This window comes from Bacillus sp. Bos-x628 (assembly GCF_040500475.1).
GTDB classification, from domain to species: Bacteria; Bacillota; Bacilli; order Bacillales; family Bacillaceae; genus Bacillus; species Bacillus maqinnsis.
In genome coordinates, this window is sequence record NZ_CP159358.1 from 1,136,235 (window position 1) to 1,161,770 (window position 25,536).

28 protein-coding genes, 1 tRNA gene and 1 pseudogene are annotated in these 25,536 nt (G+C 38.9%); 10 read left to right on the top strand and 20 right to left on the bottom strand.

Annotated features, from left to right (window positions below; all coding sequences use genetic code 11):
- Nucleotides 1-30 precede the first annotated feature (30 nt).
- A complete protein-coding gene (gene pdhA / locus ABVJ71_RS05930; protein ID WP_353856057.1) occupies nucleotides 31-1,014 on the bottom strand; it encodes a pyruvate dehydrogenase (acetyl-transferring) E1 component subunit alpha in 984 nt (327 codons plus the stop codon).
- A 246-nt stretch (nucleotides 1,015-1,260) separates the two neighbouring features.
- Here pdhA and ABVJ71_RS05935 point away from each other — a divergent pair, with 246 nt between their 5' ends.
- Complete coding sequence (locus tag ABVJ71_RS05935; RefSeq protein WP_353856058.1) at nucleotides 1,261-1,440, top strand: hypothetical protein; 180 nt, start codon at nucleotides 1,261-1,263, stop codon at nucleotides 1,438-1,440.
- 148 nt (nucleotides 1,441-1,588) lie between these two features.
- On the opposite strand, the gene cysA is transcribed toward ABVJ71_RS05935, so the two are convergent.
- The 5 genes from cysA to ggt all read right to left on the bottom strand — a co-directional run bounded on the left by cysA (nucleotide 1,589) and on the right by ggt (nucleotide 7,129).
- The gene (gene cysA / locus ABVJ71_RS05940; RefSeq protein ID WP_353856059.1) at nucleotides 1,589-2,320 is read right to left on the bottom strand and encodes a sulfate ABC transporter ATP-binding protein; all 732 of its coding nucleotides are present in this window, start codon (nucleotides 2,318-2,320) and stop codon (nucleotides 1,589-1,591) included.
- 21 nt (nucleotides 2,321-2,341) lie between these two features.
- Entirely contained in the window at nucleotides 2,342-3,157 is an 816-nt protein-coding gene (cysW, locus tag ABVJ71_RS05945; RefSeq protein WP_353856581.1) for a sulfate ABC transporter permease subunit CysW, read from the bottom strand.
- Nucleotides 3,158-3,213: 56 nt separating this feature from the next.
- Complete coding sequence (gene cysT, locus ABVJ71_RS05950) at nucleotides 3,214-4,059, bottom strand: sulfate ABC transporter permease subunit CysT (protein WP_353856060.1); 846 nt, start codon at nucleotides 4,057-4,059, stop codon at nucleotides 3,214-3,216.
- 11 nt (nucleotides 4,060-4,070) lie between these two features.
- Nucleotides 4,071-5,108, bottom strand: a complete 1,038-nt coding sequence (locus tag ABVJ71_RS05955) for a sulfate ABC transporter substrate-binding protein (protein ID WP_353856061.1) — start codon at nucleotides 5,106-5,108, stop codon at nucleotides 4,071-4,073.
- A gap of 266 nt (nucleotides 5,109-5,374) precedes the next feature.
- The gene (ggt, locus tag ABVJ71_RS05960; protein ID WP_353856062.1) at nucleotides 5,375-7,129 is read right to left on the bottom strand and encodes a gamma-glutamyltransferase; all 1,755 of its coding nucleotides are present in this window, start codon (nucleotides 7,127-7,129) and stop codon (nucleotides 5,375-5,377) included.
- A 231-nt stretch (nucleotides 7,130-7,360) separates the two neighbouring features.
- Here ggt and ABVJ71_RS05965 point away from each other — a divergent pair, with 231 nt between their 5' ends.
- The 6 genes from ABVJ71_RS05965 (at nucleotide 7,361) to ABVJ71_RS05990 (ending at nucleotide 10,892) form a co-directional block, all read left to right on the top strand.
- Nucleotides 7,361-7,819, top strand: coding sequence for an ASCH domain-containing protein (locus ABVJ71_RS05965; RefSeq protein WP_353856063.1), 459 nt, complete (start codon nucleotides 7,361-7,363; stop codon nucleotides 7,817-7,819).
- Between the two features lie 193 nt (nucleotides 7,820-8,012).
- On the top strand, nucleotides 8,013-8,630 hold the full coding sequence (locus ABVJ71_RS05970) for a DUF47 domain-containing protein (protein ID WP_353856064.1): 618 nt from the start codon (nucleotides 8,013-8,015) through the stop codon (nucleotides 8,628-8,630).
- 15 nt (nucleotides 8,631-8,645) lie between these two features.
- The gene (locus tag ABVJ71_RS05975) at nucleotides 8,646-9,644 is read left to right on the top strand and encodes an inorganic phosphate transporter (protein WP_353856065.1); all 999 of its coding nucleotides are present in this window, start codon (nucleotides 8,646-8,648) and stop codon (nucleotides 9,642-9,644) included.
- A 103-nt stretch (nucleotides 9,645-9,747) separates the two neighbouring features.
- On the top strand, nucleotides 9,748-10,518 hold the full coding sequence (locus ABVJ71_RS05980) for a type II toxin-antitoxin system SpoIISA family toxin (protein WP_353856066.1): 771 nt from the start codon (nucleotides 9,748-9,750) through the stop codon (nucleotides 10,516-10,518).
- Nucleotides 10,487-10,663, top strand: coding sequence for a type II toxin-antitoxin system SpoIISB family antitoxin (locus ABVJ71_RS05985; protein WP_353856067.1), 177 nt, complete (start codon nucleotides 10,487-10,489; stop codon nucleotides 10,661-10,663). Before ABVJ71_RS05980 ends, ABVJ71_RS05985 begins: the two co-directional genes overlap by 32 nt.
- Before the next feature lie 97 nt (nucleotides 10,664-10,760).
- On the top strand, nucleotides 10,761-10,892 hold the full coding sequence (locus tag ABVJ71_RS05990; RefSeq protein WP_353856068.1) for a hypothetical protein: 132 nt from the start codon (nucleotides 10,761-10,763) through the stop codon (nucleotides 10,890-10,892).
- Here ABVJ71_RS05990 and ABVJ71_RS05995 read toward each other — a convergent pair.
- A complete protein-coding gene (locus ABVJ71_RS05995) occupies nucleotides 10,889-11,065 on the bottom strand; it encodes a hypothetical protein (protein ID WP_353856069.1) in 177 nt (58 codons plus the stop codon). The genes ABVJ71_RS05990 and ABVJ71_RS05995 overlap by 4 nt on opposite strands.
- Before the next feature lie 234 nt (nucleotides 11,066-11,299).
- Nucleotides 11,300-11,749 (bottom strand): annotated as a pseudogene (locus ABVJ71_RS06000) (N-acetylmuramoyl-L-alanine amidase); the annotation flags it as partial.
- A 268-nt stretch (nucleotides 11,750-12,017) separates the two neighbouring features.
- Here ABVJ71_RS06000 and ABVJ71_RS06005 point away from each other — a divergent pair.
- On the top strand, nucleotides 12,018-12,602 hold the full coding sequence (locus tag ABVJ71_RS06005; protein WP_353856070.1) for an ImmA/IrrE family metallo-endopeptidase: 585 nt from the start codon (nucleotides 12,018-12,020) through the stop codon (nucleotides 12,600-12,602).
- Here the strand turns inward: ABVJ71_RS06005 and ABVJ71_RS06010 are convergent.
- A complete protein-coding gene (locus ABVJ71_RS06010) occupies nucleotides 12,593-13,216 on the bottom strand; it encodes a poly-gamma-glutamate hydrolase family protein (RefSeq protein WP_353856071.1) in 624 nt (207 codons plus the stop codon). The two genes, ABVJ71_RS06005 and ABVJ71_RS06010, sit on opposite strands and share 10 nt — an antisense overlap.
- Before the next feature lie 252 nt (nucleotides 13,217-13,468).
- Here ABVJ71_RS06010 and ABVJ71_RS06015 point away from each other — a divergent pair, with 252 nt between their 5' ends.
- Nucleotides 13,469-13,840 (top strand): DUF5412 domain-containing protein, encoded by a 372-nt coding sequence (locus ABVJ71_RS06015; RefSeq protein ID WP_353856072.1) that lies wholly within the window; start codon nucleotides 13,469-13,471, stop codon nucleotides 13,838-13,840.
- Between the two features lie 184 nt (nucleotides 13,841-14,024).
- Here ABVJ71_RS06015 and hag (ABVJ71_RS06020) read toward each other — a convergent pair whose 3' ends face one another.
- The 4 genes from hag (ABVJ71_RS06020) to alr form a co-directional block, all read right to left on the bottom strand.
- Complete coding sequence (gene hag / locus ABVJ71_RS06020; RefSeq protein WP_353856073.1) at nucleotides 14,025-14,846, bottom strand: flagellin Hag; 822 nt, start codon at nucleotides 14,844-14,846, stop codon at nucleotides 14,025-14,027.
- Between the two features lie 286 nt (nucleotides 14,847-15,132).
- A complete protein-coding gene (gene hag / locus ABVJ71_RS06025; protein ID WP_353856074.1) occupies nucleotides 15,133-15,954 on the bottom strand; it encodes a flagellin Hag in 822 nt (273 codons plus the stop codon).
- Nucleotides 15,955-16,173: 219 nt separating this feature from the next.
- Complete coding sequence (locus ABVJ71_RS06030) at nucleotides 16,174-17,607, bottom strand: kelch repeat-containing protein (protein ID WP_353856075.1); 1,434 nt, start codon at nucleotides 17,605-17,607, stop codon at nucleotides 16,174-16,176.
- Nucleotides 17,608-17,764: 157 nt separating this feature from the next.
- Nucleotides 17,765-18,943, bottom strand: a complete 1,179-nt coding sequence (gene alr / locus ABVJ71_RS06035) for an alanine racemase (RefSeq protein ID WP_353856076.1) — start codon at nucleotides 18,941-18,943, stop codon at nucleotides 17,765-17,767.
- 317 nt (nucleotides 18,944-19,260) lie between these two features.
- Between alr and ABVJ71_RS06040 the strand changes: the two genes are divergently transcribed.
- On the top strand, nucleotides 19,261-19,413 hold the full coding sequence (locus ABVJ71_RS06040; RefSeq protein WP_353856077.1) for a hypothetical protein: 153 nt from the start codon (nucleotides 19,261-19,263) through the stop codon (nucleotides 19,411-19,413).
- Nucleotides 19,414-19,602: 189 nt separating this feature from the next.
- Here ABVJ71_RS06040 and ABVJ71_RS06045 read toward each other — a convergent pair whose 3' ends face one another.
- The 7 genes from ABVJ71_RS06045 to ABVJ71_RS06075 all read right to left on the bottom strand — a co-directional run bounded on the left by ABVJ71_RS06045 (nucleotide 19,603) and on the right by ABVJ71_RS06075 (nucleotide 25,501).
- Nucleotides 19,603-19,884 carry a hypothetical protein gene (locus ABVJ71_RS06045; RefSeq protein WP_353856078.1) on the bottom strand — a complete coding sequence of 94 codons (282 nt, stop codon included), beginning with the start codon at nucleotides 19,882-19,884 and terminating at the stop codon, nucleotides 19,603-19,605.
- Between the two features lie 5 nt (nucleotides 19,885-19,889).
- Complete coding sequence (locus tag ABVJ71_RS06050; RefSeq protein ID WP_353856079.1) at nucleotides 19,890-20,495, bottom strand: hypothetical protein; 606 nt, start codon at nucleotides 20,493-20,495, stop codon at nucleotides 19,890-19,892.
- 16 nt (nucleotides 20,496-20,511) lie between these two features.
- Nucleotides 20,512-20,847, bottom strand: coding sequence for a hypothetical protein (locus ABVJ71_RS06055; protein ID WP_003211795.1), 336 nt, complete (start codon nucleotides 20,845-20,847; stop codon nucleotides 20,512-20,514).
- A 20-nt stretch (nucleotides 20,848-20,867) separates the two neighbouring features.
- On the bottom strand, nucleotides 20,868-22,442 hold the full coding sequence (locus ABVJ71_RS06060; protein WP_353856080.1) for a T7SS effector LXG polymorphic toxin: 1,575 nt from the start codon (nucleotides 22,440-22,442) through the stop codon (nucleotides 20,868-20,870).
- 561 nt (nucleotides 22,443-23,003) lie between these two features.
- Nucleotides 23,004-23,076, bottom strand: a tRNA-Val gene (locus ABVJ71_RS06065).
- A gap of 134 nt (nucleotides 23,077-23,210) precedes the next feature.
- On the bottom strand, nucleotides 23,211-24,386 hold the full coding sequence (gene metC / locus ABVJ71_RS06070; RefSeq protein ID WP_353856081.1) for a cystathionine beta-lyase: 1,176 nt from the start codon (nucleotides 24,384-24,386) through the stop codon (nucleotides 23,211-23,213).
- A complete protein-coding gene (locus ABVJ71_RS06075; protein ID WP_353856082.1) occupies nucleotides 24,383-25,501 on the bottom strand; it encodes a methionine biosynthesis PLP-dependent protein in 1,119 nt (372 codons plus the stop codon). The genes metC and ABVJ71_RS06075 overlap by 4 nt, the downstream gene beginning before the upstream one ends.
- Nucleotides 25,502-25,536 lie beyond the last annotated feature (35 nt).

The following is a 25,536-nucleotide window of genomic DNA, read 5'->3' on the forward strand; positions in this document are numbered from 1 at the left end:
TTGTTTTTGTCACCTGAATTCCCTCCTCAATTAGGCGTATACATCCTCTAATAATGTGTCAATTGACGGTTCTTTACTATTCTTTGCGAATTCAACGGATTCTTCGATCTCTTGTTTCGCTTCTTCTTGTAAGCTCGCTGCCTTTTCCTCTGTGAGTATATTCGAATCAATCAATAGTGACTTAAATCGTTTGATACAATCTTTCTGTCTCCATTCCGTCTCTTCTTCCCGTGTACGGTATTTTTTCGCATCACTCTTTGAGTGACCTTTCCAGCGGTATGTTTTCATTTCAATTAATGACGGACCTTCTCCACTTCTTGCACGTGTGACAGCTTCATCTACCGTGTTCATGATGTCGATCATGTCATTTCCATCAACCGTTTTCCCTGGTATGCCGTAGCTTTTCGCTCTTGTTGAAATGTCTTCAATTTTGATCATTTCTTTCACAGGCCCTGACATACCGTATTGGTTGTTTTCACAAATAAACACAACTGGTAAATCCCAAATGGACGCAAGGTTTAATGCTTCATGGAAGCTTCCTTCGTTTGTTGCACCGTCTCCGAAGAAACAAAGAACGACAAAGCCTTCCTGCTTCATTTTAGAAGTGAGTGCTGCACCAGTCGCAAGCGGGATACCGCCGCCAACAATTCCATTTGCACCAAGGTTTCCTTTTTCTAAATCTGCAATATGCATTGACCCGCCTTTTCCTTTACAATAGCCTGTTTCGCGACCAAACAGCTCAGCCATCATTTTATTGACCTCTGCTCCTTTTGCAATACAGTGACCATGCCCCCTATGTGTGCTGACAATCTTATCTTCATCCTTTAATACAGCGATAGAGCCAACAGCCGTTGCTTCCTGACCAACACATAGATGAGTTGTTCCATGGATGAGTCCCTTTGCAAAGAATTGATCTACTTTTTCATCAAAATATCTAACTAACCACATTTGTTTATATAGATCTATTAACTTCTCATGACTAATTTGTCCAGGCAAAGTGATTTGTTTTTGCATTCATTCTCTCCCCTTTACATTTGTTCTTATATGTTACATTTGTAATAATCATACGTTTATCTTAAATTGAAGTCAAGCATTTCCGTCTTTTTTAAGCATTTTCAATTTTCATATAAAAAAGAGAAAGGCAAAGCCCTTTTCTAAAGAACTTCTCTTGCTCTTACAGACTCACATGTTCATTCATCTGGATACATCATCATCTTGAAACTTTCCCCTTCTGGTCAATCGGTTGAAGTAGCTGACTGAATGGATAACGATGCAACACCATCTTTTCTGTCTGAACCACCTTGCGCTTTAGAAGATCAATCGCTTGACCATAGTGATAAGGATGCCTTTACTTCATCAGAAAAAAATCGCTTAGCCGAAATCCTTTTGGAAAATGAGCAAACACCAAAATCGTTCCGCCCCTTGATACTTTCCCAATAGGCGAATACGGCTTTAAAAACCGTTTTCCTTTTATATCAGAAACAGCATAAGTGTGCCACCTGCCAAAGGCTCTAAGTTCCTAGGAAACAATGAAAAAAAAGATGCAGCCTAAGCCGCATCCTACAGTTTGAATCATCTATTCAACTTGTTAAATATGACTTCCTATATCTAAAAATTCAGATACAAATGGATTGTCCGTTTGCTCAACCATTTCTTGCCTTGTTCCGATTTTTTCAATTTTCCCTTCATTCATGACCACAACACGATCAGAAATATCGAAGGCTTCTTCTTGATCATGTGTTACAAAAATGGTCGTCATTTGAAATTCTTGATGGACTTTTTTCAACCAATGTCTTAATTCTTTCCTCACCTTCGCATCTAATGCGCCAAATGGTTCATCAAGGAGGAGCGCCTTCGGTTTGACAGCAAGAGCACGCGCTAAAGCAACTCGCTGTTTTTGACCACCTGACAACTGCTCTGGATAACGGTGCTCATATTGCTTTAACTGAACGATCTCTAAAAGGTCATGTACCCGCTGCTTGATTTCCTTCTTTGATAGCCGTTCTCTTCTTGGTTTTATCCTAAGACCAAATGCAATGTTATCAAATACCGTCATATTTTGAAAAAGGGCGTATTGCTGAAACACAAAACCGATCTGCCGTTTTCGAACAGGAATGTTCGTATAATCTTGATCTCCAAATAGGATTTGTCCCTCACTTGCACATTCAAGACCTGCGATGATTCGCAAAAGGGTCGTCTTACCTGATCCAGACGGGCCTAGTAAAGAAATCAATTCTCCATTTTTAATAGACAAATCAACATGTTGTAAAACACTCGTTTGCCCGAAATGTTTTGATATTTGTTTCGCCGTAATCCCCAAGGTTACTCCCTCCATTCATCTTTAGCGCTTGCCGAGCCGATGATCAAAATGCTGAACCGTATGCTTCAAAATTAATGTGATCACCGCAACAAAAGCCATCAATGATGCAACTGCAAAAGCAGCCTGAAATTGATACTCATTGTATAAGATTTCAATATGAAGCGGCATTGTATTTGTCATACCGCGAATATGACCCGAAACGACTGAGACCGCACCAAACTCACCGATTGCCCTCGCCCCCGCTAAAATAGCACCGTAAAAAAGAGCCCACTTGATATTTGGCAAAGTGACGAGAAAAAACGTCTTCCATCCATTAGCACCGAGCGTAAGAGACGCCTCCTCCTCATGTATTCCTTCATTTTGCATAAACGGAATAAGCTCTCTTGCAATGAAAGGAAATGTAACAAAAATTGTAGCCAGGACCATTCCTGGGACAGAGTAAATGACTTTAAGACCATGTTCTAAAAGCCACTGTCCTAAAAGACCGTTTGAACCAAATAAAAGGACAAACACAAGCCCCGCAATAACAGGAGATACTGCAAATGGAAGATCGATAACGGTCGTTAACAAACTCTTCCCACGAAAATCAAATTTTGTGATGAGCCACGCAGCACTGATTCCAAAGATCGTTTGCAGCGGCAATGTGATCACCACAATGAACATTGTCAGCTTGATCGCTGATAAAGTGTCTGGATGAGATATGGCAAGAAGATAAGAATCCCACCCTTTCTCAAACGCCTTCATCAACACGGCAACGAGAGGCATGAGTAAGAATAAGAGCAAAAATCCATATACGATGATCACAAAGAGGACCTTCACCACTTTTGATTCCGTCACAGGACTCTCGTATGCGATGCGGTTTTGCTGTCTGCTAAACTTACTGTCCAATTGCCTCACCTCACTTTCACTTGTTTTTTCCGCTCTATATACCACTGCAATCCATGAATCAATAAGAGGATAAAAAATGAAAGGAGCAGCATGAAACAAGCAATTGTGGCTGCCCCATGATAATCATATTGTTCAAGTTTTGACATGATCATGAGCGGCGTAATTTCCGTTTGAAATGGGATGTTTCCAGCAATAAACACAACGGAGCCGTATTCACCTAATGCCCTAGCAAAGGCAAGTGAGAATCCTGTCATGATGGCTGGAAATAAAGTAGGCATCAACACATGAAAAAAAGTCACTCTTCTTGTTGCACCAAGTATCGCTGCAGCTTCTTCTACCTCCTGCTGCATTCCTTCAATCACTGGCTGCACAGTTCTGATGACAAAAGGAATGCCAATAAAAATAAGTGCGAGAATAATGCCTAACGGTGTATACGCTACCTTAAAGTACAAAAATTGACCGATCCATCCATTTGAAGAATAAAGAGTCGTAAGGGCAATACCTGCAACAGCCGTTGGAAGAGCAAATGGCAAGTCTATTAATGCATCAATGACTTTCTTCCCGGGAAATGAATAACGAACTAAAACCCAGGCAATCAGCACACCGAACCCTGCATTGATCATCGCCGCTACAAAGGATGTGGTCACAGTCAACTGTAATGACTTGAGTACCCTCGTATCACTTATGACCTTCCAAATCCCTTCTACTCCTAAAGAAGCCGTCCAGATGAAAACCATTGATAAAGGGATGACAACAATAGCACTCACGTATACAAGTGTAATCCCTAGACTCAGCCCGAACCCAGGTAACACCCTTCTACTCTTATTGGCGGCAGCTTGTGCTTTTTTCATCACTTCTCCCCCTATTTTTGTCCGCTGTAAATTTGATCAAATAGACCGCCATCATCAAAAAATCTTTTTTGTGCTTTGCGCCAGCCGCCAAACGCCTGATCAATTGTCACCATGTCAATCTCTTTAAACTGATTTTTATACTTGTTTAAAACCTCCTGATTCCTTGGTCGATAATAGTTCTTTGCTGCAATTTCTTGCCCTTTTTTAGAATACAAATATTCCAAATACGCCTTCGCCACTTTTTCTGTTCCCTTCCGTTTGACATTTTGATCTACGACTGCAACTGGTGGTTCTGCTAAAATACTGATTGATGGCGTAACAATCTCAAATTTGTCTTTACCTAATTCATGCAATGTCAAATACGCCTCATTTTCCCATGCAATTAACACATCACCAAGTCCACGTTCGACAAAGGTGGTTGTAGCACCACGGGCCCCTGAATCAAGAACTTCAACATGTTCATATAGTTTTTTCACAAAATCCTTCGTTTTCTCTTCATCACCGTGAAATGTCTTATCGGCATATGCCCATGCGGCTAAATAATTCCATCTTGCTCCTCCGGATGTTTTAGGGTTTGGTGTAATGATTGACACACCTGGTTGAATCAAATCATCCCAGTCTTTTATCTTCTTTGGATTGCCTTTCTTCACGAGAAAAACTATCGTTGACGTATATGGTGTAGACTTGTTTGGAAATTCCTTTTGCCAATCCTTTGAAAGAAGACCACGATCCGCAATGGCATCAATGTCATAACCAAGGGCCAGTGTTGCCACATCGGCTTCCAGTCCATCAATAATAGATCTTCCCTGCTTCCCAGAACCCCCATGAGACTGCTGAATCGTCACCTCTTCCCCGGTCTTGTCTTTCCAATATGTTTGAAATGCTTGATTGTATTCCTGATACAATTCACGTGTTGGGTCATATGAAACGTTTAAAAGTTCAATCTTCCCTTTTTGTTTCGAGGCTTCGTTTGCATTTGAGCATGCCACACTAGTGACAGTTATTGTCAATATGATGGCAACTACCGAGAACCATTTCCACTTCTTCATGTTATCCAGCTCCCCTATTTACGAAGTATTAGTGACATCAACCTGCCTTTTCATTACGCAAAAAAGACTCTTAGCAACTGAAGTACAACACTTCCTTGTACTTCAATGCCAAGAGCCTTCGGTTGTCCGATCAGCTATGTATGATTGATGTTAGTCTATATATTATTCAAACTATTCACAGGTGTCAACTGTGTTTTAACTTTTTCTTACGTTGATGGAAAAAAAGAAACGCCATCTTAAAGAGGCGCATCTTTTCCCGGGAAATGTTATTCATCTGTAGATAGCTTCAAGTTAACACCGATAGCAGTTCCATTCCTTGTTGAATCAGCTACACCAGTAAATGTCCCTGCTTTTCGGTCAATTAACAATGCTTGAACATTCCCTATATCAATAGGCGAACTTCCAAAGCGATGCCCAAGATCATTTAATTTTGTCCTTACATCAAGAGGGACACCCACTTCATAACGATAAGAAGTTAAGCTATCTGTATAAATTCTTGGTTCTTCCACAGCATCCTGAAGCCCCATTTCATATTCAAGCAAATTCAGGATCGTCTGCGAAACAGAAGCGATGATGGTAGTTCCACCAGGAGATCCAACTGTCATTACAGGTTTCCCATCTTCAAATATAATAGTCGGTGTCATACTTGATAAAGGTCGTTTATTTGGCTGAACTTCGTTGGCTCCGCCAGGCACTGCATCAAAGTCGGTTAATTCATTGTTTAAGAAAAAACCATACTCTGGTACAAGAATTCCAGTGCCAAATAACTGTTCAATGGTTGTCGTAAAAGAGACAACATTTCCCCATTGATCCGCAACAGTAAAGTGTGTTGTCTCCCCAATCGTTTTATCTTCTGGCTGTGAGACAATTGGCAATGGATTCTTTTCGTCCTCATACGCCCAAGGATTACCTGCCTTTGGATTCCGATTGACTTGATCTAATTTAATCAGTGAGGCTCTTTCAGAAATGTAGTCATCATCTAATAGTCCTTTTAATGGAACATCTACGAATTCGGGGTCACCTGCAAATGCAGCACGGTCTGCATAGGAGAGATGCATTGCTTCAGCAAGCAACTGATACTTTTCAAATGATTTGGCATCATATTGGGATAGGTCAAAGTGGTCTAGTAATTTGAGTATTTGTAGCATAAATACACCGCCTGAGCTTGGAGGAGGCATACTTGCAAGTTGATAGCCTTTATAGTCACCCCAGATTGGCTTGTCAGTCTTCACTTCATAATGGCCAATGTCATCAGTTGTCATCGTACCACCGAAGTCTTGAACAGTATTTGCAAGCGCTTTTGCTACTTTTCCTTTATAAAACGCTTTACTTCCTTTTTTCGCAATGAGCTTAAACGTTTTTGCAAGACCTGGCTGGACAAGAAGTTCACCCTCTTTTAACGGTCGATCATCTGGAAGGAATATCGGCGCAGCGGCAGTTTTTCTCAATTTTTCTTGATGATCATCAATGGCTTTCGCAAGAACAGAGTCGATTTTAAATCCATCCTCTGCTAGATGAATAGAGGGCTTAATTAATTCCTTCATCGACCGAGTTCCCCACCTATCTAATGCTGCTTCAAGACCTTTCACTGTACCTGGAACACCCACTGCATTCCCATGTGTGGATCGTTCAGCAAAAGGGATGACTTTTCCCTCATCTGTCAAAAACATATCAGGTGTTGCGCCCTGTGGTGCTCGTTCTCTACTATCAATAATGGATGTCTCATTCGTAACACCATCATACACCATCATAAATCCTCCGCCGCCAATTCCGGACATCATTGGCTCTGTCACATTCAGAGCATACTGTATCGCAACAGCAGCATCAATTGCGTTCCCACCCTTTTTCAATACGTCAGCACCAATTTCTGATGCAAGCGGATGAGCAGTAGCCACCATGCCATCTTTTCCGACAGCTACTTTATTCCCATGACTTTCTTTTGCAGTGACTTGGCTGACAGGCAGGAAAAACGAGAAAGCAACCAGACATATGGACAAAACAGTTAGAGAAATGCGTTTCATGAGCCACAACACCCCTTCCATATTCTTACTTTGACCTTACCTACTTCTTGACCAGAATACAATAGATTATTCAAAAATTTCAAATTTTTTCATTCTAACATCCTACATAATTCAAATAAAACACGCTTTTTCAAAACATATGACATGCACAAAAAGAAGGTATAAAGACATAATGTTTTCAAGTATTTGCCTTAACGGTATAATAAACACATGACAAAGGGGGAAAAAACGGTGAACCACAAAAGCAAAATATTTTGGGAAACGTATTGGGAAGAGAAATCAGAAAAAGCACCAGCTAACACATTTGTTTCGGCTTGGGCATTTGGTGCAGATCCAGATCACTTACTTGACCTTGTACAGCAAGGAAAAAAAACAGCCACTTGTTCTGGATATATTTTTTATGAAAAGGAACAGGAGCCACTTCCGAAGGCTGGGCAATATGCGATCATTTTGGACAGCAAGGAAGAACCTAAAGCCATCATCGAGATTACGCATGTAGATGTGATGCCAATGAATGAAGTCCCTGAATCATTTGCACAAGCAGAAGGTGAAGGCGACCTATCATATGACTATTGGTATAGAGTCCATAAAGAATTCTTCACAGAAGCACTCAAGCCGTTCGGATTAGACTTTAAAGAAGACATGCTTCTTGTTTGTGAACGTTTTAAACTGATTCATTCAGCTTCTTAACCTTTAAGCGGCGCCAAAAACGGGCCGTTTTTTACTTTCTGAAAAAGGTGTGTTGAGTTTTCATCTTTAGGTCAGAATAAGATCAAATAGAAAAAGTGAAGAAATTTTCGACTACACCTGTTTTTTTTCGACAAAAGAATATATAATTATTTGATGTGTGCATTGTCTCATTTATACAATGGAGGGTTTTTACATGTTCAAAAGAAAAAAAGACAAGTTTTCACTCTTGTTAACGGAAATTGCTAAAAATTTAGATGAAACTGCTGAATATTTTGTTAGCTATAAAGTGACAAATCAAACCACTCTGAAAGAATTTTCTGACACATTGAAGGAATATGAAACAAAAGGTGATAATCATGTTCATACCATGATTAAAGAGCTGAACAAAGCCTTTATTACACCGATTGAGCGTGAAGATATTCTTCAATTAACAAATAGTCTCGATGATGTTTTAGATGGTATTGAGCATTTTTCAGCTACCATGGAGATTTATTCGCTGACCAGCTCAGACGAACATATCGACAAATTCAGTCATTACATTAGAGAATGCGCAAAAGAAATTTTAATCACAATTGAATTACTGGCTGAAAATCGCTTAAATGATATTCAACCGCACGCAATCAAAATCAAAGAGATTGAGCATAATTGTGACAATCTTTATCGTAAATCACTGAAGAACTTGTTTGGTAAAGAGACAGATCCGATTAAGGTCATTCAATACAAAGAAATTTACGAAACACTTGAAGAAATCGCTGATTCCTGTCAAAGTGTTGCCAACAACCTAGAAACTATTATTATGAAGAATGCGTAACGGGGTTAGTTTAACATGGACATATTAATTATCCTTACCGTACTTATCGTCATTTTTGCACTTGCTTTTGATTTCATTAATGGATTTCACGATACAGCAAATGCCATTGCAACTTCTGTTTCAACGAAAGCTTTAAAACCAAGACATGCGATTATCATGGCAGCGCTTATGAACTTCTTAGGAGCCATGACATTTACTGGTGTTGCAAAATCCATTACAAAGGACATCGCAGATCCATTTACTCTTCAAAACGGTTCTGTCGTCATTTTGGCTGCATTGATTGCAGCCATTACTTGGAACTTGCTTACTTGGTATTACGGGATTCCGAGTAGCTCTTCACATGCACTAATCGGATCGATTGCTGGGGCTGTTGTTGCCTCTGCCGGTTTTGGCGCTTTAAATTATTCGGGGTTCATTAAAATCATTCAAGCACTTTTAATCTCACCTGTCCTTGCTTTTGTCGTGGGATACATTGTTTATACCATTATTAAATTGATTTTCAGAAATAACAATCTCGCAAAAACAAATAAACAGTTCAGACGTGTTCAAATTTTAACAGCGGCACTTCAATCCTATACTCATGGAACAAACGATGCGCAAAAAGCGATGGGGATTATCACCATGGCCTTAATTGCTGGTAACTTGCATACAACAGATGATATTCCATTTTGGGTTCAATTCTCTTGTGCGTTTGCAATGGGACTTGGTACTTCTGTTGGCGGCTGGAAGATCATTAAAACAGTCGGTGGTAAAATTATGAAAATACGTCCAGTAAACGGTGTTTCTGCTGATTTAACTGGGGCAGCCATTATTTTTGGTGCGACTTTCATCCACTTACCTGTTAGTACAACACATGTTATCTCCTCATCTATTTTGGGCGTAGGTTCTGCTCACAGAGTAAAGGGGGTAAACTGGGGTACAGCAAAACGCATGCTCGTCACTTGGGTCATCACATTGCCGATTTCAGGAACATTAGGGGCCCTCATATACTTTATATTAAACGCTATTATTTAACTCAAACTGCTTGGTCTTACAGGCAGTTTTTTTCATGTGGCAGGTTTTCTAAACATACCCATAGAAGTAAAAGATATTCACTTGTTTATGGGAGAGAATATACATGCTGTTATTTTTTCAGTTTGCTGTATGGTTTTTATTAGGGGCCCTTGCTGTTTATGTTTTTGCTGTGTGGCGATATGAACAGAAAGTCAAAGAGAAAATGTTTGCGATTCGTAAAACGTGGTATTTGATCTATGTAGCAGGTGCTGTTGTTTACTGGACAAATGATCCCTCATCGATCTTTACAGATTGGATGCATTATCTGATTATCGCCGTCTTTTTTGCTTTAACAGATGCTTTTATTTTTCTCAGCTCCTATATTAAAAAACTTGGAAATCATGAGATAGAAACCGACACGCATCAGCTCCTCGAAGAAAATAACGATCTTCTCCATTCTTACCTCAATAAATTAAAAACGTACCAATACCTATTGAAAAACGAGCCGATTCATGTATATTATGGAAGTACAGAAGCATATATAGAGGGAATCGAGCGGCTGATTGATTCATTTGCAGAAAAAATGAATATACAAGCGGTCCTTTGTCCATATGATGCGCAAGAACAAAAAGATGATCTGCTTCGGACATTCGATCAGCGATTTTCGATTCAGGCGAAGCTTGACAGGCAGGAAGTTTATTACGATGATTACGGCAAATTGGTCCTCATCCCATTTTCAGTGGCAGATGCACACTTTGTAATTAAACTGACCTCTGACGATATTGTCACTGAGTTTGATTATTTATTAATGACCTCACTTACAACGATTTATGACTTGATCTTGCCTGACGAAGAGGAAGGTGATGAAGATGGAACATGCACTTCAAGGGGATAACAACAATCGTAAAAAAAACCCTTTTAAAATTTTAAAAAGGAAACGGCACATCAGTATGGCCGATTACAAAGTAAGCCCTCATACAGAGCGGATTTTCAAAAAAAATGAACAGCTCCTAGACGAGTATAAGAATAAAAAAGTTTGACCACACTAAAGGGCGCGGAACTACACCGCGTCCTTATTCCATTTTTACATATGCACGCATACAATAAATCACACGCTATAACAATTGAGGTGTCTAAATGAAAAAGAAAATCAAACAATTGAGATATGTCGAGTTTGCTGAATTTCAGTTATCCCCCTATTTTCGTCAATTAAATAAAAAAAGTAAATTCGCTATCCAAACGTATAAACAGAAAAACTCACTTGTTTAACAATTCAAGTAGTTTTCGCTTCGTCTCTTGGCCGTATATCTCGTCTCTTTGGAGATTCGTTGAAAACGAGCTACCGCATTAGCTGTTTTTTCTCCATCAATACCATCTTCCCCTTTGTCTACAGCTTTTTGATCAGGATAAAAATAAAACAGCGACAAGTGCTTTTTGTACAAGACGTACACGCTTCCCTTTCGTAAATGGTGAAGTAGCTTTGAAACTCCCGTCCGGAAGTACTTTTTATTTCGATATATTTTGAGAATTTGTCCAATTTAAATCATGTTCGATTGCTGATCTGATTCCATTGCCAATCACTGACCGAAACACTGTGTGCTTTTTGCAACACTGGTGAATGTATCTTCTTTTTTGATCACATACGTTTTGACCATCTCCGAATCACCTGCTGGTTCAATCCCTCTTTTGAATTCATCCCATGATGATAAAAGAAGGCAAGGACATGCTTTTCCAGACCAATGCTGATGTGTAACCACATTTGAAAGAGGTATATCATATATTCGCAATAATTTAGAATCAGCCATTGGGCATGTTTAACGGCTTGCTGAAAATCCCCATCATCATTTTCGAAAATTTCAATTCCGATAGATTACTGATTGCCGTTTCCATAACCATCCCCTGCGTGCCAACTGCTTTTATTTAAGGAAAAATGTTGAAAAATTTCATGATCATCTACTGTAAAGTGCCGGCTCACCCCTGTCTTTGCACGTTTGACATAAGCTGCATGACTTTTCGCAGCCCCTTTTGATGTATTTATCTGTGTTGTGCACAGTCGTCATTGCATAACCCGATCCATTTCCAATTGGAATAAAATCTTGATAAATTTGTCTATTCACACTTCTCATCAATTGGTGGAAATCGTAAGACAAATTTTATTTGTTTAATTGACAGAAATATGGTAAAATTTGAATCAATCCTCAAGTTTTTCTATATGAGAATGAAAAAATAAACAAAAAAGCAGGAAATAATTCCATGTTTCTTTACTTTTATGTTAAAATTGTTCAAAACAAGCCGATATAAAAAATAAAACGATTACTTCATTAGCTGTTTAGTCCTATACGGACTTTTCTTTTACACCAAAAATAGAACATACGTTTGCTTGGAGGTTTTTCAATGACTGGTTTTTTAACCCATTTAGAAGAAGATATTCAGCGATTATACACTCAGCTTCAATTATACGGTCCTGCATACATGGATATACAGAGGATCGCATCTGAATTTAATATCTGGGTTCACTATGAGGAAACCGGCAGTATGATGATCAAACATCAGGGTCTATACAGTATTATTTTAAACAGGTCCCTGTCATCAGAAGAACAATGGCAGGATTTTGCCCATGAGCTTTGTCATGTCTTAAAGCATACAGGCAACCACTTCAAGATGCACAAGCTTTTTCGTGAGCTGCAAGAATTTCAAGCAAAACAATTTATGTATCACTTTTGTGTCCCTACATTTATGCTGCTGCAAATGAAGCTGCCAAATCTTCGGCAGCAGGCCATTCAGCATATCGCTCAAACATTTCATGTGACATGGGCATTTGCTGAAAAACGAATAGCATTATTCGAGCAGCGTAGATTGGGGATCCGATTTCAAAAGGAATTTACTTCTTACTTCATTAAAGCGGAGAAGGTAGCCGAAAAAGACGCCGTCTATCAAACAGATTTTAAAGCTTCCCACAAGGCAGAGATTTATTCATAAAGACTCAATACTTGTTTAAGAACACTTGTGTATTTATAAAATAATTCATTTTGTGTGTCACGCCTATTTCGCCGTCTAAAGTCATCAAAGAATGCCATTCTTTGTGCCCGGCTAATTTCAATCTGCACACTTTGACCTGTGAGGCATTGATTATTAATATTCTGAGGATGTGTTCCTGAAAACTGATCAGACTCAGATAGCAGCAATGCTTGAAATCCATTCATCGTTAAAAGTCTCGCTGCTTCGGCTGCTTTTACACGATCTGTTCCTCCAACTAAGTTTAAACACACTTCTGTTTCTCCGTAGCCATGAAGTGCAAATGTATAATGATGTGTATGTACCTGAGAAAGACAGATCGGTTCGTCAAAGCGTGTGCTAGTAATATGAAGGACTTGATTACCTTTCACCTTAAGACCCTCGAATAGATACATAGAATGTTCGCTTGCTAATTCTTGGACAAGCTCACTCACGCCTGATTCAATTCCTCCGGCATGTGGTGACAATACAAGTAGCTGATCACCTTTCCGCTTGTGAAGAATTTGATAATCAATGCCTTTTCTTTCATGAGCGGAAAGCTCTTCATAGTTTTGATACGTATCTTTTATTTTCATCATTCAATTTGCTCCAATTCCTCTAGATGAAAATAAGTCTACTTGATCACAAAATCTTTTGTAAAGATCATTTTAGACACATCCACCAAATCACATTTTTTAGAATCCTTATATTTTCCTGATAATGACGCTATCTGTTGTATTTTGAGAAAAAATAACCGATAATTGAATTGTATAGAATGATTGGACTTGATGAATCTTTTGTATTCTTTTCTCATATATTAGAAGTATTGCAATCTACATCTGGAGGAATCCATGTTTAAAAAGAAAACCCCCGTCATACTTATCGTTTTGTTCCTTAGCTTCGCTGGGATTATTTACTGGAAATGTTTTGCTCTTCAAGGCGTTTCTCACGGAACATTCATTCGCTCCATGCCATCACCAGACGGCACATATATTATCAATACCTATAGACATAGCGGAGGAAAATTAAAGGAGAGCGCAGTCAGAGCAGAAATTGAAAACAAAATCACCCACCGAAAAAAGACCATTTACTGGAAATATCCTGATAAAGATCCTCTAATCAAATGGAAAAATACACAACTTGTTCAAATTGGAAATGAGCTTTTAAATGTTGTAAAAGGGGAAACGTATGATTATCGCTATGATAAAGCATCTAGAAAATAAGATTTAAGTAACAAAAAAACGAACCCTCTTTGGATTCGTTTTTTGTTACGTTGACATGATTTTTTGCATACTCAAGCTGAAGACAACGTATATAATTGATAAAAACAAGTGAAACCCCCGCTTTTACTCGAAGTAAGAGCGGGGGTTTGTCTATGGTTTGAAAGCCCCTTAATGGAGCATATCATTAGCGTAATAATTGAAGAACGTTTTGAGGCTGTTGGTTTGCTTGAGCAAGCATCGCTTGAGAAGCTTGAGAAAGAATGTTGTTCTTTGTGAACTCACTCATTTCTTTCGCCATGTCAACATCACGAATACGAGACTCGGCTGCTGTTAAGTTTTCTCCAGAAGCGCTCAAGTTGTTGATTGTGTGCTCTAGGCGGTTTTGTACCGCTCCAAGTGCTGAACGTTGTTTAGACACTGCACCGATCGCTGCATCAATTTTGGCCACTTCTGTATCAAATTCAAAACCTTCTTCATTCACTTTAATATCTTTCACAGTTAACGTTTCTGCATCCATTTTACCAATCTGTACAATAATATTTTGTTTAACATTTGCACCAATTTGGAACTGGAACCCGTTTTCTACACTACCATCTAAAAGTTTTTTACCGTTAAATTCTGTACGGTTTGAAATGCCATCAATTTCTTCGACAAGAGCACTCATTTCTTCTTGAATCGCTGTTAAATCTTCCGATTGCTGAGTTCCTGTGTTACCTGCTTGAACAGTTAATTCACGCATACGTTGAAGGATCGCATGTGTTTCAGTTAACGCACCTTCAGCTGTTTGAATAAGCGAAATACCATCTTGAGAGTTCTTAGATGCCATTTCTAAACCGCGGATTTGTCCACGCATTTTTTCAGAGATAGCAAGACCTGCTGCACCATCTCCTGCACGGTTGATTTGAGAACCAGAAGAAAGTTTCTCCATGTTCTTTTGGCTAGCATTGTTGTTTGCAGACAAACGGTTCAGTGTGTTAAGTGCTGCAATATTGTGGTTAATTCTCATTTCCTATTACCTCCATGTGTTTGAAACAATTAGACTTCCATGTCCAAAAGTTCTGAATTAGAATTTCTTTGTAAGCCTTACAATCCTATTATCGAACTCCAATGGAATATGTTTAACAAAAAAGGAATAAATAAGGTAATAGTCCTACTTATTATGATCGTTTTGCTAGAGTATGCCAAAATGAAAGGTCATTTTTCATCATTTGTCAGGAGCCTTTTAGAATTATTTTAGAAGATATATATGCGGCAAAAGACATAAAAAAAAGCCCCATAAAAGGAGCCTTTCATTAACGTAGTAATTGAAGTACGTTTTGTGGCTGTTGGTTTGCTTGAGCAAGCATCGCTTGAGAAGCTTGAGAAAGAATGTTGTTCTTTGTGAACTCACTCATTTCTTTCGCCATGTCAACGTCACGAATACGAGATTCGGCTGCTGTTAAGTTTTCTGAAGAAGCGCTCAAGTTGTTGATTGTGTGCTCTAGACGGTTTTGTACCGCTCCAAGCTTAGCACGTTGAGATGAAACAGAGCCGATAGCTGAATCAATTTTTGTAATTTCAGTGTCAAAACTGAACGCATCGTCTGAAACATTAATTTTATCTACTCCTAATGTTGTAGCGTTCATGTTGCCAATTTTAACATTGATATTTTGAGTCGCGTTTGCACCAATTTGGAAAGTGAATCCATCAGTCACAGAGCCATCTAAAAGTTTTTTACCGTTAAATTCTGTACGGTTTGAAATGCCATCAATTTCTTCGATAAGAGCACTCATTTCTTCTTGAATCGCTGTTAAATCTTCTTTTTGCTGAGTTCCTGTGTTACCTGCTTGAACAGTTAATTCACGCATACGTTGAAGGATCGCATGTGTTTCAGTTAACGCACCTTCAGCTGTTTGAATAAGCGAAATACCATCTTGAGAGTTCTTAGATGCCATTTCTAAACCGCGGATTTGTCCACGCATTTTTTCAGAGATAGCAAGACCTGCTGCGCCATCTCCTGCACGGTTGATTTGAGAACCAGAAGAAAGTTTCTCCATGTTCTTTTGGCTAGCATTGTTGTTTGCAGACAAACGGTTCAGTGTGTTAAGTGCTGCAATATTGTGGTTAATTCTCATTTCCTATTACCTCCATGTGTTTGGGACCTGACAGACATCCTTGTCTGAAAAAAGTCCTTTATTCTAGGGCTTATCAACCCTGACAATTCTATTATCGGATATGAATATAGGATGTTTAGCAGATTTTTAAAAAAATATCTTATTTTTTTATGATATTAAACCTAAATTCATCAAATCTATCCATATAAAAGCTGCTGAATTGACTTCAGCAGCTTTCTATTAATACTGTTTCACATCAAACATGAGGATATTTTGGTAGACGACGTAATCCTTCTTACTTGTGAATGGTCCCTTATTGTGTTCATCTTTTATTTCAAAAAAATTTATTCCAATTCCAAAGCTTCGTTCTTTATACCAATTTAGAAAATCATTGATTTCTTTCATTGAAAGTAGATAATCCTTTTGTAAACCGTTAATCATGGTGATTGAAAGAATACCTTTCTCAGTTTCTGAATGTTGATTATCATCTGGTTTTGTTCCGTCCTTGTCCTTTGGCTTTTCGGTTGTGTCATCACCTGGTTTTGCTCCGTCCTTGTCCTTTGGCTTTTCGGTTGTGTCATCATCTGGTTTTGTTCCGTCCTCGTCCTTTGGCTTTTCGGTTGTGTCATCATCCGGTTTTGTTCCAGCTTCAGTTATATGCAAGTCTTTCAATGGAATAGAAACAACCGATTTGAAATCACTTTTTACGGAAAGATGAGCCATACTATATGAATAGTTACGTCCACCAATGACATATAATTGATCATCAACAATTGCCGCAACAGATGCTACTCTACCTTCAGGTAAGTCATGTTTGGAATTTTGAAATTGACCTTCTTTCGGATTGAATATCTGAACTTGTTTTAACAATTCACTTGAACTATAACCAATTCTTTGACCACCAATAATAATAAAATTTCCATTATGCGTTACATAAGACGGTTCATATGTATACGATGTTAACTTAACGTCAATTAATCTCTTCCACGTATTTGTTTCAATATCATACTGGAACAAATACTTTTCACTACTATGACCAATCGAGTTCTCTCCACCTGCAACATATATTTTTCCATCAATTGCAGATATGGCTCTCCCATTTCGAGAAGGTAATTCCGATGAGTTTAAACTATCCCATGCACCAGTTACTGTATCATATCGATAAAAGTTATTTTTAGAGTCCAATGCAGACACAAGATAAATATGATCTTTTATAGCAACTGCACTTAAAGTACCCTTATTATAAATTGAAAATACAGGATTTCTTGGTATTTGAATTGGCTTTTCTGCCCACTGATCACGTTCTGTATCATATACATCTATTGTGTTATAAACTGTCTGCGTCTCATCATTTATTCCCCCGATGGCATAGATTTTTTTGCCTACTGTTGCATAAGTACCTCCTGTTCTATTTCGTGGCATAGTGGACTTTTCTACCCAAATATCTTCCTTAGGATCGTACATAAACATTTGATTATTTAATTTCTTTTTTTCACTCGCCCCACCAAACACATAAATCTTTCCATCAACAACACCTATACCTGCATTAATGCGCTCTTCAGGTAAATCTGCTCGTTTGGTCCATCCAGATGAATTGGTTGCAAGTGCTTTTAATGGACTGAATGTACTAAACAAAAGAAGTACCGTGACGAATAATAAAAATCCTTTTTTCATTGCTCATTCCTCCATGACATTTATACTCCTTTCTTATATCGTTCTATATTTTACAAAGTTTACATTTATTGGTCGTTTTTGTTTTTCAACTACATTTTTCTCCCAGTAAAGACCCTTTGTATCATTTCGAATGTGTTCTAAAAAAATTCTATCAACCTTACACATACATCACCGGCGTCGATAATTTAATAATCTTCCCACCTCTTCGATAAAATCGAGGAATGCGGCGGCTTAAAGTGGCGATAACTTCATAATTAATCGTATCTAGCATGTCGGCAATTTCATCGACAGAGATCTCCTCCCCTTTTTGACGACCATAAATGACGACTTCCTCGCCCTGCCTCGCCTTCATTTCTCCTAAACTGACCATGGTCATATCCATTGTCACTCGACCTGCAATAGGAACTCTTTTTCCACGAAAAAGCATAAACCCTCGATTGGATAAAGCACGAGAATACCCATCCGCATAACCAATAGGAATTGTCGCAATGATTTCATCAGGTTTTGCAACATAGGTTGCACCGTAACTCACTGTACGAGGTTCTGTCACCATTTCCTTCACAAATGCAATCCTCGCTTTTAAACTAAGAGCGGGCTCTAGTTGAACAGCGTGTAAACTTTCAATATATTGAGAGGGATATAATCCGTAAAGTCCGATGCCCAGCCGAATCATATCTGCACTAAATTCAGGGAAAGCAATCGAAGCCGCTGTATTGTTCATATGTACCGTTGGCAGCGTAATCTCTTGTTTTTTGAGAAAACGAAGAAACTCAATGAAAAGCTTATGCTGGAGCAATGTGAAATCAGAATTAGGCTCATCCGCTGTTGAAAAATGCGTAAAAATCCCATCCCATCTGATATATTCACTTTCTTCTAGTGCCTGAACGACTGCCAAAAGCTCTTCCTTCGTCCGAACACCTAATCGCCCCATTCCTGTATCCACATTGACATGAATGCCAAGCTTTTGTTGACTTTCTTCTGCTAGAATAGCATTCGCTTTTTTTATCCAGTCTGCGCAAAGACCGGATAGATCAATTCTCCAAGCGGCAGCTTTTTTCACACAATGGAGCGGGGTAAAGCCAAGCACAAGAATCGGTGCTTCAATTTTAGCCCTGCGTAACACAACACCTTCTTCCAAACTGGCAACAGCCAGCTCAGTTGCACCACTTTCCAGTGCCTGACGGGCCACTTCAACGGAACCGTGACCATATGCATTCGCTTTTACCACAGCCATGATCTTACTTTTCTTTGGAATATGTGCTTGAATGGCTTGAATATTTCTCTTAATCGCATCAAGATTCACTTCAATCCATACTTCCCTGCAAATCTTTTGCACTCGCATGACCTCCCAGACTCTCTAATAGATCCATTCTACCCAGTGATTGGATGCTCATTCATGTTTATTCCATGTTGATCGGAAACATTCAAGGTTCATGTGGAGAGACAATATTTTTTTCTGAATATTCAATAAATATCGTTAATAAATTATCTGATGAGTTACCTCACATGTTAATGTATCATGAGTATAAGAGTGATCTACATGACTGATGAATGTAATCTCTATCTGAGAAATTCGACTAAGGGGTTAAACAACTTGATAAGAGATTTGATTCGGTTGAAAAGCGTCTTGATAATATTGAGCAGCGTTTAGATATGCTGACAGAGAAAGAAAGCAATTCTAACGAGGGTGTAATCGTTCTCCTTAAGAAAATTGATCAACAAACAAGTGATATTACAAAAGACATTGATTCCCTTTCCAAGCAAGTTGGAAAACACGATATGCTTTTAAACAGATTCAAAAATTAATAGAACCCTCTGCGGTCCTTTTTCTTTATATAGATTGGAGGAACATATGCATAAATGATAGTGAATTGCTTAAATTTGAGGGAAATGATTCTTTTTGTCGGTTTTTGCACGGCTTAAAGCCCAATAAACACAAAAAACCTTGAAAGACATTAGCCCATCAAGTTTTTTATAATCTATAAATTCTGTAAATCATCTCCACCGCCAGCTAATTTCCCTATCAAGATAAACTGCAGGTATATATATCCCCCTTCTTTTATTTTCATCATCAATAATGTACCAATTGTTATCATCTAACCATTCTTCGTTATAATTCGTTTCTACAAAATCATTTTCCTCATCAACAAGTGCTGCGAAAAAATCATTAAATTTGTCTATATTATTTGAAGGGGTAATCTTACCATTAACCCACATACCATCAACATTAATATCGCGTATATCTCCTAAAAACTCGTTTAGAAAGTATAATTTCACAATTCTCACTCCTTAGGTGAAACCTTAATATATTGGCTTGGAACTTCCCCTTTAATCAAATACTCATTATCCCTTTTAGTCCAATTAATCGCTCTTTTCTTCCAAAAATCAGAAGAAATAGCATCTCTTTCAATCAACTTTTGAATTTGTTTTGGAGAAAGTATAACAACATCTTTTAGCTTTCCAGACTGTATATCTTTCCTTAAAGCTGATATATTTAGTTCAATTGCATTTTCTCCATAATTTCCAATAACATTTTTGTTATTTGTAAAACTAGTATAAGGGCTATTAGTTTTAGCTCCTTTTCTATAACCTCCAAGTATATGCTCTGTAACAGTCACTTCTCGTCCTTTATATAAACCTTCTTTACTAGCTGGTACTAAATTACCTGAACTTGATATATGAGGTTTACCAATTCCATTTGGTCTAGTTGGAGAGTGTAGTAAACTATCCCCTCTATATAAATTACTTTTGTTGGTTAAAGAAGCATCATCTATACCCTTAATCCCCATCTTCCCATGAAACCCTTTCGCCCCAAACGGCAAAAGCATCCCCAGCGCCGCATTCATACTCGCTTCCTGCTGTTCTTTCGAGATTTTATTCCCAAACATGTCTCGGCAATAATGTCTAATCTTTGAATATTTCTGGTATTTTCTCTCTCCAAATTAACAACAGTTCTATGAACTCCTTCGTTTCAATTTTATTTTCAAAGGGTTCTTCAATCCTATAATGATGTTCAACTACTGTCTCATCTTTTTTGATATTTACACTGGTAGCATTCAATGTAATTTCAAAGTTTTCGTATACTCCATCTATCACATTTTGAATATATCCTATATACTCATCCACTTCTTCTTCTGTTGAAATATCTTGTATAAAATCTGAGAAAATACTTATTTCTTCTGGTAGTATAATTGCTAAATCACCAAATTTGTCTTCCTTAAATTCATATGAATATCTCATATAAGCTAATCACCTTCATATTATTTTTTATATAATGGATACGCTGTAGCTATTGATCCATCTTTTTTCAGATACATTTCTATTTTTATTCCTGATGATGTTACACCTTTAAATTTATTAGGACCTATCTGTTGTTTATTTTGGTAAGCTTCATCGATAGCTTTTAACACATCAACGCGGTTCCATTCCTTAGGAAAGAAACTTGATTTAGCTACTTTTTCAACTCCATCAATTTCAACTTTAGCTCTATAAATACCGTGTTTATCAGGTAGACTTTCACTTCCTGGAATAACCTTTCCACCCTGCATACTTTCATGGTGATAACCAACTGCTTTTCCTCTTTTGTTAATTTCGCCATGATAAATGTGTTTCATTGTATGGGTATTATATTTTTCAGCATCCTTAATCCCCATCTTCCCATGAAACCCTTTCGCCCCAAACGGCAAAAGCATCCCCAGCGCCGCATTCATACTCGCTTCCTGTTGTTCTTTTGAGATCTTGTTCCCGAGCATATCTCTTCCTGTAATCGCTTCGCTGAAACTGTTGGCGGCGGTGAGACCATATAAGCCTTTTTGCGAGGTTTTTAGGACGTCAAAAGATTTTTGTGACGTTTTATAAATGTCAACCGCCCTGACTGCGGCTGATGTGGCTTGGGTTGTTTTATAGACAGCCTTTCCGCCTTTGAAAATGCGCCCTGCCCAGCCGACGATTGGGATATAACCTGCTGCTGCCATTCCGCCTGCGGCAACTCGCTGTCCTGCGGTGAGTTTTTCACCTGTGATCGGGTCAATACCTGTTGCGGCTCGTTTGGCGTCATTCACTCCGGTCAGTTCATTCAAAAGCATACCGCCATCATCAAGTGCTTTTTCATACCAAGGACGGTTCGCCAGTGCTTCTTGTTCTTTCGCAATCTTGCGGGCTTCTTTCTGTTCTTTTTTGATTTTTAAATATTCAGAAGTTTGCTTCTCAATATCGTCTTTTACCTTATAGATTTCGCTATTTTGATACGCTCTCTTATCAAAATTCATCGGTGAAATGGTTTTTCCGTCATTTGTCGCATTCATCATTTCGGCGTACAATGCCATTGTAGCCTGCTCTTCAGTCTCTGACAAAGCGTACTCATCTTTTAGATGTTGATCTAATTCGTTTAAATCTTTTACGGTCTTTTTCCGTTCGTCTTCGGCATCCGTTATCTTTTCATCAAAGATTTGATCATCAAACACATCAAGGGAGATGAGATCATCTATGTCCTGAAAAATGGTTTCCAGTGCCTTCTTTTGATCAGATACAATACTTTTGGCGTTTTTTAACCCCATCTCTACCTGATTTTCTAAAAAGTGTTCATCAATAAAAGTATCACCGCCGAAATTGGCATCTTCAAGTGTACCCGCAACACCTTCGTGGAAGACTTTTTGTTTATCTATAAAGCTAATCAACATGTCCACATTTCCAGCAAGCTCTTGATAAAAACTTTTAATATTGTCGGCACCTTTTCCCGTGAAATCATCACCGAGATTGGCTACACCTTGTAATGCGTGCTTCAAATCTATCATTTGTTCGCGGAGTTCCTGATAGTGCTTCGCTCTTTCTTCCATAGCGCTTGTTAGTGCTTTGGCATCAAGTATTTTATTCAGGGGAAATCACTCCCTCCTATTCATTGATAAGGACAATTTTACCAATGCAAAGATTGTCATTAAATAGGGAGAAAGATACAAAAACAGTAATCATATATTCCGAGTGCTGTTGACACCGCTTGCTTTTTTCATTTGTACCGACTAATTTTTAAAAAATATTCCCCAAAATAGCCCAACACCTACAATATAGGTTTAAACTGAATTAAAAACAAAAAACCTTTGCTACGCAAGGGTTTCACAGATGATTCCGACTGGACTCGAACCAGCGACCTCTAACCTGAACGAAAAGAACATCGAGATTACTCGTCGTTTTCCGTAAAGTCCGCTCTTTTTTAACACGCTTGCCTGTCCTATTTGCCGACATAATATCGCCTCCAAATCGATTAAGTTATCGAAATGAATACCGCTACCTTGCCGACGGTACGACCGCTACCCAGTAACTAAAAACGGATAAGTCACCGCTAAGTCAACGCAATAAAAAACGGCTAGAAACGTTGATATAACGCCTCTAACCGCCATGGATGATTCCGACTGGGCTCGAACCAGCGACCTCTACCCTGTCAAGGTAGCGCTCTCCCAGCTGAGCTACGGAATCAGGTTATGTATCAGTTCTGGGGTTTCTGTTACTGACAGTCTCTATTATATAATTAAATCGAATGAGCGTCAATGGTTTTATTCAAATCAGCCTAATAAGCCGGCTTTGGGCCGGCTGCTTTGTTTCTTTACAAATTATTGATTCACAAGGGCTGGATTCAGTTGATCGAGCGCCTGTTTAAAGTCGCGTTTTAAATCCTCACTGTTTTCGACACCGACACTTAGGCGAAGTAAGCCATCGGTAATCCCTCTCTTTTCTCTTTCTTCTTTTGGCATTGCCGCGTGCGACATTTTTGCTGGATAAGAGAGAATTGATTCGACAGCGCCTAGGCTGACAGCGAAAACAGGTAATGAGACATTGTCGACCAGTTCTTTTACTGCTGCTTGGTTTTCTAGTTCAAATGAGAGAACGGCTCCAGCTCCGCTTGCTTGCTTACGCTGAATATGTGCACCTGGGTGGTCATCTAATCCTGGATAGTATACTTTTTTCACAGCAGGATGACCTTTTAGAAATGTGGCAAGTTCTAAAGCTGTTTGGCTTGCTTTTTCTAATCTGACTTGAAGTGTTTTTAATCCTCTTAGGACAAGCCAGCAATCCTGAACACCAAGGACTGCACCGAAAGAATTTTGGAGCTGATATAGCTCCTCTCCTAGTTTCTCGTCTTTGACAACGGCAAGTCCGGATAAGACATCACTATGTCCGCTTAAAAATTTCGTTGCACTATGGAGTACCACATCCACGCCAAGGTCCAAGGGACGCTGAAGAGCCGGAGTTAAGAAGGTATTATCTAAAAATGTCAAACAGTCATGTTCCTTCGCAAGCTGAACGACACCTTTGATATCCGTAATGCCAAGGGTTGGATTTGACGGTGTTTCTATATAAATGACCTTTGTATTGGATTGAATGCCTTGTTTGACTTCATTCAAATCCGTCATATCCACAAAGGTATGTTCAATGCCAAAACGTGAAAGGACTTGCGTAATCATGCGGAATGTTCCGCCATACACATCTTTTGTGACCAACACATGATCACCTTTTGACAGAAGGAGAAAGGCTGTTGAAATCGCGGCCATTCCTGAGGAAAAAGCCAAACCTTTTGCTCCCCCTTCTAATGAAGCAATTGTATCCTCTAGCGCTTGGCGTGTTGGTGTACCTGATCTGGAATAGTCATATTGACCAAACTCATCAAAGGTACTTTGATGAAAAGTTGAAGCATGCTGAATCGGTACACTGACTGCACCTGTTGAACCGTCTGTTTTAAAAGCATTGTGAACAAGTCTTGTTTCTAGCGTCCAATCATGGTTGGTCATTTGACGTGTACCTCCTCTTTTACTTTAGATAGCGCCTGCTTGAGATCTGCTTTTAAGTCATCAACATATTCAATGCCAACAGAGAATCGGAGCAACTTGTTACATACACCGTTTGCAATGCGAATCTCTTCTGGAATGTCCATGTGGGTTTGCGTGGCAGGATACGTAATAAAGCTTTCGATACCGCCAAGACTTTCAGCAAAACAGATCGTTTGTAGCTGCTTTAAAAATGGATTGACCCACTCTTCTTTTGCTATACGGAATGAAAGCATTCCACCTTTTCCTGGGTAAAGAACATCTTGAATTTCAGGCTGCTTCTTTAAAAAGTCTGCTAACTCCTTTGCATTTGCCTCGTGCTGGCGTATTCTGAGGGCCAACGTTTTCATGCCTCTCATTAAAAGCCACGAGTCAAACGGGGATAAAACCGCTCCGATGGCATTTTGATGCTGGAACATGTCTTCAGATAACTGCTCTCCTTTTGTCACAACAAGACCTGCGAGGACATCATTGTGTCCGCCTAAATATTTGGTTGCGCTATGAATGACAATATCTGCTCCAAGCGTAATCGGCTTTTGTAAGACTGGCGTATAAAATGTGTTATCGACAATGACCAAAGCGCCATTTTCTTTTGCCATATTGGCTACCTTTTGAATATCAGCTTCCTGCATGAGTGGATTTGTCGGCGTTTCAATAAAGACCGCTTTTGTTTTTGTCGTGAATTTGGAGCGTAAACAGTCTTCATCTGAGAAATCATCGTAAAGAAAATTTAAACCGTACTTTTTCCATTCATTTTCAAACAAACGGTATGTACCGCCATATAAGTCCGAGGAGACGATTAATTCATCTCCGCTTTCAAATAGAGCCATAATCGTTTGAATGGCAGCCATTCCCGAGCTGAAGGCAAAACCGGCCGTACCCTCTTCGAGTGAAGCAATCGCATCTTCTACTAGCTGCCTTGTTGGGTTTTTTGTTCGAATATAGTCAAAACCTGTTGATTCACCAATGCCTCTATGTCTGTATGCCGTTGAAAGATAAACGGGAGGGCTCACAGTTCCAGTTGTTTCTTCACTACGGTTTCCAATTTGCGCTAATTTCGTTTCCACATGTTCTGTCATTTGACACCATCCTAAATAAAAAATCTGATTTCAAA